At 68.8% G+C, this 8,235-nt stretch carries 7 protein-coding genes; all 7 read right to left on the bottom strand.

What is annotated here, in order from left to right; translation table 11 throughout:
• Positions 1–27: 27 nt before the first annotated feature.
• The 7 genes from pssA to ccrA all read right to left on the bottom strand — a co-directional run bounded on the left by pssA (position 28) and on the right by ccrA (position 7,869).
• On the bottom strand, positions 28–879 hold the full coding sequence (gene pssA / locus ACFWEG_RS04930) for a CDP-diacylglycerol--serine O-phosphatidyltransferase (RefSeq protein ID WP_387209250.1): 852 nt from the start codon (positions 877–879) through the stop codon (positions 28–30).
• The gene (locus tag ACFWEG_RS04935) at positions 866–1,522 is read right to left on the bottom strand and encodes a phosphatidylserine decarboxylase (RefSeq protein ID WP_387209252.1); all 657 of its coding nucleotides are present in this window, start codon (positions 1,520–1,522) and stop codon (positions 866–868) included. Before ACFWEG_RS04935 ends, pssA begins: the two co-directional genes overlap by 14 nt.
• A gap of 188 nt (positions 1,523–1,710) precedes the next feature.
• Positions 1,711–2,916, bottom strand: coding sequence for an acyl-CoA dehydrogenase family protein (locus ACFWEG_RS04940; RefSeq protein ID WP_387209254.1), 1,206 nt, complete (start codon positions 2,914–2,916; stop codon positions 1,711–1,713).
• Between the two features lie 22 nt (positions 2,917–2,938).
• On the bottom strand, positions 2,939–3,490 hold the full coding sequence (locus ACFWEG_RS04945; protein WP_387209256.1) for a MaoC family dehydratase: 552 nt from the start codon (positions 3,488–3,490) through the stop codon (positions 2,939–2,941).
• 2 nt (positions 3,491–3,492) lie between these two features.
• Entirely contained in the window at positions 3,493–4,452 is a 960-nt protein-coding gene (locus tag ACFWEG_RS04950) for an HpcH/HpaI aldolase/citrate lyase family protein (protein ID WP_387209258.1), read from the bottom strand.
• The gene (locus ACFWEG_RS04955; RefSeq protein WP_387209260.1) at positions 4,449–6,521 is read right to left on the bottom strand and encodes a protein meaA; all 2,073 of its coding nucleotides are present in this window, start codon (positions 6,519–6,521) and stop codon (positions 4,449–4,451) included. The genes ACFWEG_RS04950 and ACFWEG_RS04955 overlap by 4 nt, the downstream gene beginning before the upstream one ends.
• 10 nt (positions 6,522–6,531) lie before the next feature.
• Positions 6,532–7,869, bottom strand: coding sequence for a crotonyl-CoA carboxylase/reductase (ccrA, locus tag ACFWEG_RS04960; RefSeq protein ID WP_387209263.1), 1,338 nt, complete (start codon positions 7,867–7,869; stop codon positions 6,532–6,534).
• Between the last annotated feature and the right edge of the window lie 366 nt (positions 7,870–8,235).

Genomic DNA, 8,235 nt, shown 5'->3' on the forward strand with positions numbered 1-8,235 from the left:
GTGGTCCGGGCCCCCTTCGGGGTTCGGCTACGAGCGGACCGCCCGCGCCTCGCGACGGTTGTCGCGGAAGTTGTTGACGCGGCGCGCGGTCGCGAAGAGCGGGATGACCGCGCCCATCACGACCTGCAGCGCGCAACCGGTCTGCAGCAGCATCGTGCCACCGGGCGCGTCGAAGGCCCACGCGGCCAGCAGGCCCATGCTGAGGACGATCCACACCAGGACCGCCCCGGCGAGGGGCCCACGGGGCTTCGGGTACTCGACCCGCGAGACCATCAGCCACGCCACCCCGATGATCGCGAGGAGCGTCGGCACGAACGGCAGCTCCAGGAGCACGATCGAGACCACCGTCAGCGCCCCGAACGGCGACGGCATCCCCTGGAACATCCCGTCCTTGACCGTGACGCACGAGAACCGCGCGAGCCGCAGCACCACCGCCAGCAGCACCACGATCGCCGCCAGCGCCGAGACCCGCTCGTGCGCGTCCTGCGCCACCATCCCGTACACCAGGACGAAGTACGCCGGCGCCAGCCCGAAGCTGATGAGATCGGACAGGTTGTCCAGCTCGGCCCCCATCGGCGAGCTGCGGAGCTTGCGCGCCACGAGTCCGTCGAAGAGGTCGAAGACCGCCGCGAGCAGCATCAGGATCACGGCCGTCGCGGCCGAGGGCCGCGCGATGGCCGTCCCGCCCTCACCGGTGAGGTGGGGGATGAGGATGCCCGTGGTGGTGAAGTACACCGCCATGAAACCGCACGTGGCGTTACCGAGCGTGAGGGTGTCCGCTATCGACAGCCGCATCGACAGCGGCATGTCGTCGCCGTCGTTCTCGTCGTCGATGTCGGGCACCCAGCCCGCCTGCGTCTCCCGATCAGCCACGGTCAATGCGAGTCACCCCCGCTGTCGTGGTCTGGCCCACTTCCAGATCCGTCTCGACACCCTCCGGCAGGTAGATGTCGACACGGGAGCCGAACCGGATGAGACCGATGCGCTCGCCCTGCTCCACCTTCGCGCCCTGCGGCACGTAGGGGACGATGCGACGGGCGACCGCGCCGGCGATCTGCACCATCTCGATGTCGCCGAGCTCGGTGTCGAAGTGCCAGACAACGCGCTCGTTGTTCTCGCTCTCCTTGTTGAACGCCGGCACGAAGCCGCCGGGGATGTGCTCCACGGACGTCACCGTGCCCGCGAGGGGCGCGCGGTTGACGTGGACGTTCAACGGGCTCATGAAGATCGCGACGCGGGTGCGCCCGTCCTTCCAGGGCATGATGCTCTGCACCACGCCGTCGGCCGGGGAGATGACCCGGCCCTGCGCGATCTCGCGCTCGGGGTCGCGGAAGAACCACAGCATGCCCGCCGCCAGCGCGGTGGTGGGCACCGCCACGGCCGCCGCCCGCCGTGAACGGCGGGAGCGGACGAGGCTGAGGGCTGCGGTCGCGACGGTCGGCAGGAGCCACGGCGATGCTCCGCGCGCGAGGCGTACGCCGGCGAGGCTGTCTCGGGGTGCAGAGGTGTTGCTGTGGGGCATGGGTGACCTTCGTAGCGGTTGAGTGCCGCGCACGATCCGGGGACGGCGGCTTTCCGGGGATGGTATCGGTTGCGGGCCGCAACTGGGTAAGCCAGCGGCCCAGTCGGGAGGCGAAGCATCGCACCGGGGTGCGATCTCCTTCTCCGGCAAAGCACCCGCTACGGGCCTTCTGCCCCGGCTCGGGGGATTCAGCCCTGCAACCGGTACTCCTCCAGGAGTCGCCGACCGATGATCATTTTCTGGATCTCGGCGGTACCTTCACCGATCAGCAGCATGGGCGCCTCGCGGTACAGGCGCTCGATCTCGTACTCCTTGGAGAAGCCGTAGCCGCCGTGGATGCGGAAGGCGTCCTCGACGACTTCCTTGCAGTACTCGGAGGCGAGGTACTTCGCCATCCCTGCCTCCAGGTCGTTGCGCTGACCGGAGTCCTTCTTCCGTGCTGCATTGACCATCATCGCATGGGCCGCTTCGACCTTGGTGGCCATTTCGGCCAGCTTGAACTGGATGGCCTGGTGCTGCGCGATCGGCTTCCCGAAGGTCGAGCGCTGCTGCGCGTAGGAAACTCCCAGCTCAAACGCACGCTGGGCGACTCCGCAGCCACGTGCGGCGACGTTGACCCGGCCGACCTCGACGCCGTCCATCATGTGGTAGAAGCCACGTCCGGTTTGTCCGCCGAGCACGCGGTTGGCTGGAATTCGCAGCCCGTCCATGATCAGTTCGGTGGTGTCGACGCCCTTGTACCCCATTTTGTCGATCTTGCCGGGGATGGTCAGACCCGGGCGGACCTCGCCGAACCCCGCCTCCTTCTCGACCAGGAACGTGGTCATCGACCTGTGCGGGGCGGTGCCCTCGGGGTGACCCTCGTCACTCCGGCACAGAACCGCCACAAGCGTGGACGAACCACCGTTCGTCAGCCACATCTTCTGGCCGTCGAGGACGTACTCGTCGCCGTCCTTCACCCCCTTCGAGCTGATGGCGGACACGTCCGAGCCGAGCGCCGGCTCCGACATCGAGAACGCGCCACGCACCTCGCCGAGCGCCATCCGCGGCAGGAAGGTGTCCTTCTGCTCCTGGGTGCCGTGCTGCTTGAGCATGTAGGCCACGATGAAGTGGGTGTTGATGATGCCGGACACCGACATCCAGCCCCGCGCGATCTCCTCGACGCACAGCGCGTACGTCAGGAGCGACTCGCCCAGACCGCCGTACTCCTCGGGGATCATCAGCCCGAACAGGCCGAGTTCCTTGAGCCCTTCGACGATCTCCGTCGGGTACTCGTCGCGGTGCTCCAGCTCGGTGGCGACCGGGATGATCTCCTTGCCCACGAAACTGCGGACGGTGGAGAGGATCTCCTGCTGGATGTCGGTCAGACCGGCGGTCTGGGCGAGACGGGCCATGGCTGTTGTTCTCCCGGTCCTGTTACTTCTGCGGCTGCGTGGACGGCTGGGGCGGCGTGGACCTGCTGGGGACGGGCCGCGGCTCGGGCCGTCCCGGCTGCTCCCCGCCGCGCTCCTTGATGTACGTCTCGGTCGGCACCATCACCTTGCGGCGGAACACGCAGACGACGGTGCCGTCCTGCTTGTAGCCGACGGTCTCCACGTACACGACGCCCCGGTCGTTCTTCGACCTCGACGGCGTCTTGTCGAGGACGGTCGTCTCGCCGTAGATGGTGTCGCCGTGGAAGGTGGGCGCGATGTGCCTGAGCGACTCCACCTCGAGGTTGGCGATCGCCTTGCCGGAGACGTCGGGGACGGACATCCCGAGCAGCAGCGAGTAGACGTAGTTGCCGACGACGACGTTCTTCCCGAAGTCGGTCGTCTTCTCGGCGTAGTTGACGTCCATGTGGAGCGGGTGGTGGTTCATGGTGAGGAGGCAGAAGAGGTGGTCGTCGTACTCGGTGACCGTCTTGCCGGGCCAGTGCTTGTAGACCGCGCCGACCTCGAACTCCTCGTAGGTGCGTCCGAACTGCATGATCAGGCTCCAGGGATCTCGAACTCGGAGGTGCGCTGCAGGCCGGCCGCGCGCCCCTTGCCGGAGACGACCAGCGCCATCTTGCGGCTGGCCTCGTCGATCATCTCGTCGCCGAGCATCGCCGAGCCCTTCTTGCCGCCGGCCTCGGAGGTGTAGTAGTCGTACGCGTCGAGGATGAGCTCGGCGTGGTCGAAGTCCTCCTGGGACGGCGAGAAGATCTCGTTCGACGCCTCGACCTGGCCCGGGTGCAGCACCCACTTGCCGTCGAAGCCGAGCGCGGCGGCGCGGCCGGCGACCTCGCGGTAGCCGTCGACGTTGCGGATCTGCAGGTAGGGGCCGTCGATCGCCTGGAGGTCGTGGGCGCGGGCGGCCATCAGGATCTTCATCAGGATGTAGTGGTAGGCGTCCGCGCCGTAGCCGGGCGGCTGCTCGCCGACGACCAGGGTCTTCATGTTGATCGACGCCATGAAGTCGGCCGGGCCGAAGATGATCGTCTCGGTGCGGGGGGAGGCCGCCGCGATCTCGTTGACGTTGTTCAGGCCGCGCGCGTTCTCGATCTGCGCCTCGATGCCGATCTTCCCGACCTCGAAGCCCATCGTCTTCTCGATCTGGGTGAGCAGCAGGTCGAGCGCGACGATCTGCTGGGCGTCCTGGACCTTCGGCAGCATGATGCAGTCGAGGTTCTGCCCGGCGCCCTCGACGACGGTCACGACGTCGCGGTAGGTCCACTCCGTCGTCCAGTCGTTGACCCGGACCACCCGCGTCTTGCCCGTCCAGTCGCCCTCGTTGAGGAACTTGACGATGGTGTGCCGGGCCTCGGGCTTGGCCAGCGGGGCGCAGGCGTCCTCCAGGTCGAGGAAGACCTGGTCGGCGGGAAGGCCCTGGGCCTTCTCCAGGAACCGCGGGTTCGAGCCGGGCACGGCCAGGCAGGAGCGGCGCGGACGCAGCCGGTTGACAGTCATGCGGGGACCTCCGTGGTGATGGTGCTGCCGTCCAGGGGGACGAGGCGGTGTGCGGTGCGGATCTCGTCGACGATACGGCCGATGATCTCGGTGATCCCGAAGTCCTTCGGGGTGAAGACGGCGGCGACCCCCGCCGCCTTCAGCGCGGCGGCGTCCGCGTGGGGGATGATCCCGCCGACGATCACCGGCACCTCGACGGCGCCGGCGTCCCGCATCCGGTGCAGGACGTCGGGGACCAGCTCGGCGTGCGAGCCGGAGAGGATCGACAGGCCGACGCAGTGCACGTCCTCGGCGAGGGCCGCGCTGACGATCTGCTCGGGTGTGAGCCGGATGCCCTGGTAGACCACCTCGAAGCCGGCGTCCCGCGCGCGCACCGCGATCTGCTCGGCCCCGTTGGAGTGCCCGTCGAGGCCCGGCTTGCCGACCAGGAGCCGCAGTCGGCCCGAGCCCAGCTCGTCGGCGGTCCGCGCGACCTTCGCGCGGACCTCGGCGAGCGGGGTGCCCTCCTCGGCGGCGACCGCGACGGGCGCGGAGGAGACGCCGGTGGGGGCACGGAACTCGCCGAAGACCTCGCGCAGCGCGCCCGCCCACTCGCCGGTGGTGACGCCCGCGCGGACGCACTCCAGGGTCGCCTCCATCAGGTTCACGTCCGACTCGGCGGCCTCCTTGAGGGCCTGGAGCGCCTGCTTGGTCGTCGGGTAGGTGAGCGGATCGCCCATCCCCTGGCGGTCGTTGGACTCCTCACGGGTCGCCCGCCAATCGCCGACCGCGGCCACGACCCGCGCCTCGGTCGCCGGGTCGACCGTCATGATGGCGGTGTCCAGGTCGGCCGTGAGCGGGTTGGGCTCGGTGGTCTCGAAGATGTTGACCCCGACGATCCTGTCCTGGCCGGCCTCGATCCGCGCCCGCCGCTCGGCGTGGGAGGAGACCAGCTGGGACTTGAGGTAGCCGGACTCGACGGCCGCCATCGCGCCGCCCATCTGCGCGATCTTGTCCATCTCCGCCCAGGCCTCCTCGACCAGGGCGTCGACCTTCGCCTCGACGACGTGGCTGCCGGCGAACAGGTCGTCGTACTCCAGCAGGTCGCTCTCGTAGGCGAGGACCTGCTGCATGCGCAGCGACCACTGCTGGTCCCAGGGCCGGGGGAGGCCCAGCGCCTCGTTCCAGGCGGGGAGTTGGACGGCCCGGGCGCGGGCGTCCTTGGAGAGGGTGACGGCCAGCATCTCCAAAACGATCCGCTGGACGTTGTTCTCCGGCTGCGCCTCGGTCAGGCCGAGGGAGTTGACCTGGACGCCGTAGCGGAAGCGGCGGTGCTTGGGGTCCGTGATGCCGTACCGCTCGCGCGTGACCCGGTCCCACAGGCGGCCGAACGCCCGCATCTTGCACATCTCCTCGACGAAGCGGACGCCCGCGTTGACGAAGAACGAGATGCGCGCGACCACGTCGCCCCGGCGCTCCTCGGGGATCTGCCCGGACGCGAACACCGCGTCCAGGACCGCGATCGCCGTGGACATCGCGTAGCTGATCTCCTGGACCGGGGTCGCCCCCGCCTCCTGGAGGTGGTAGCTGCAGATGTTGATCGGGTTCCACTTGGGGATGTGGTTGACCGTGTACGTGATCATGTCCGTCGTCAGCCGCAGCGACGGGCCCGGCGGGAAGACGTGCGTCCCGCGCGAGAGGTACTCCTTGACGATGTCGTTCTGGGTGGTGCCCTGGAGCTGGGAGATGTCCGCGCCCTGCTCCTCGGCGACGACCTGGTAGAGCGCGAGCAGCCACATGGCGGTGGCGTTGATCGTCATCGAGGTGTTCATCTGCTCCAGGGGGATGTCCTGGAACAGCCGGCGCATGTCGCCGAGGTGCGAGACCGGCACGCCGACCCGGCCGACCTCGCCGCGGGCGAGGATGTGGTCGGGGTCGTAGCCCGTCTGCGTGGGCAGGTCGAAGGCGACGGACAGGCCGGTCTGGCCCTTGGCGAGGTTCCGGCGGTAGAGCGCGTTGGACGCCTCGGCGGTCGAGTGGCCGGCGTACGTCCGCATCAGCCACGGCCGGTCCTTCTGGCGGTCGGTCATCGCGGACCTCTTAGACGTTGCGGAAGCGGTTGATGGCGTCGATGTGCTGCTCGCGCAGCTCCGCGTCGCGCACGCCCAGGCCCTCCTCGGGGGCCAGCGCGAGGACGCCGACCTTGCCCTGGTGGAGGTTGGCCTTGACGTCGAAGGCGGCCTGCCCGGTCTCCTCCAGGGAGTAGACCTTGGAGAGCGTCGGGTGGATCTTGCCCTTGGCGATCAGGCGGTTGGCCTCCCACGCCTCGCGGTAGTTCGCGAAGTGCGAGCCGATGATCCGCTTCAGCGACATCCACAGGTAGCGGTTGTCGTACTCGTGCATGTAGCCCGAGGTCGAGGCGCAGGTGGTGATGGTGCCGCCCTTGCGGGTGACGTAGACGCTCGCGCCGAAGGTCTCGCGGCCCGGGTGCTCGAAGACGATGTCGATGTCCTCGCCGCCGGTCAGCTCGCGGATGCGCTTGCCGAAGCGCTTCCACTCCTTGGGGTCCTGGGTGGACTCGTCCTTCCAGAACCGGTAGCCCTCGGCGTTGCGGTCGATGATCGCGTCCGCGCCCATCGCGCGGCAGATGTCCGCCTTCTGCTCGCTGGAGACGACGCATATCGGGTTGGCGCCGCCGGCCAGCGCGAACTGGGTGGCGTACGAGCCGAGGCCGCCGCTCGCGCCCCAGATGAGGACGTTGTCGCCCTGCTTCATGCCGGCGCCGTTGCGGGAGACAAGTTGGCGGTAGGCGGTGGAGTTCACCAGGCCCGGGGCGGCGGCCTCCTCCCAGCTCAGGTGCTTCGGCTTCGGCATCAGCTGGTTGGACTTGACCAGGGCGATCTCCGCGAGGCCGCCGAAGTTGGTCTCGAAGCCCCAGATGCGCTGCTCGGGGTCGAGCATCGTGTCGTTGTGGCCGTCGGACGACTCCAGCTCGACGGAGAGGCAGTGCGCGACGACCTCGTCACCGGGCTGCCAGGCGTTGACGCCGGGGCCGGTGCGCAGGACGACGCCCGCGAGGTCCGAGCCGATGACGTGGTAGGGCAGGTCGTGGCGCTTGGTGAGGTCGCTGAGGCGGCCGTAGCGCTCCAGGAAGCCGAAGGTGGAGACCGGCTCGAAGATCGAGGTCCAGACCGAGTTGTAGTTGACCGAGCTGGCCATGACGGCGACGAGCGCCTCGCCCGGGCCGAGCTCGGGGACGGGGACCTCGTCGACGTGCAGGGACTTGCGGGGGTCCTTGTCCCGGCTGTCGACGCCGTGGAACATCTCCGCCTCGTCCTTGTGCACGGTGACCGCGCGGTAGGCCTCGGGGAGCTTGAGGGCGGCGTAGTCGGCGCTGGTGGCCGTCTGCGACTGGATCGCGTCCAGGATGTCCTTCACGGAATGCCTCCGGGGTGGGGGTATCCCCCGGGGTCGGGAGGGGGATACGGCGGGTTCGTGCGATGGAGGTGCCGTCGGGTCGGCGGATGGAGCTGTCGAAGCGCGGGTGGCGCGAAGGGTGCCTGGTGACGCAGGCGTCCGGGCGCGCGAACCAGTCGGTTTGCGGGGACAGCCGGCGTACGGGAGATCTCTGCACGCCGGCCGCCCGGACTTCCTTCAACGTATGGCACCCCGTGCCAAGTGACAAGACACTGCGTGCCAGAAATCTCTCTCAGTTGTGAATCGGTGACCTCATGTGAGCGATGATCGATCGTCCGGGGTCGGTCCGGGACGCGGAAAAGCGCCGGCCGCCCCGTCGTGCGGGGC

Source organism: Streptomyces sp. NPDC060194 (genome assembly GCF_042728285.1).
Classification (GTDB): Bacteria; Actinomycetota; Actinomycetes; order Streptomycetales; family Streptomycetaceae; genus Streptomyces.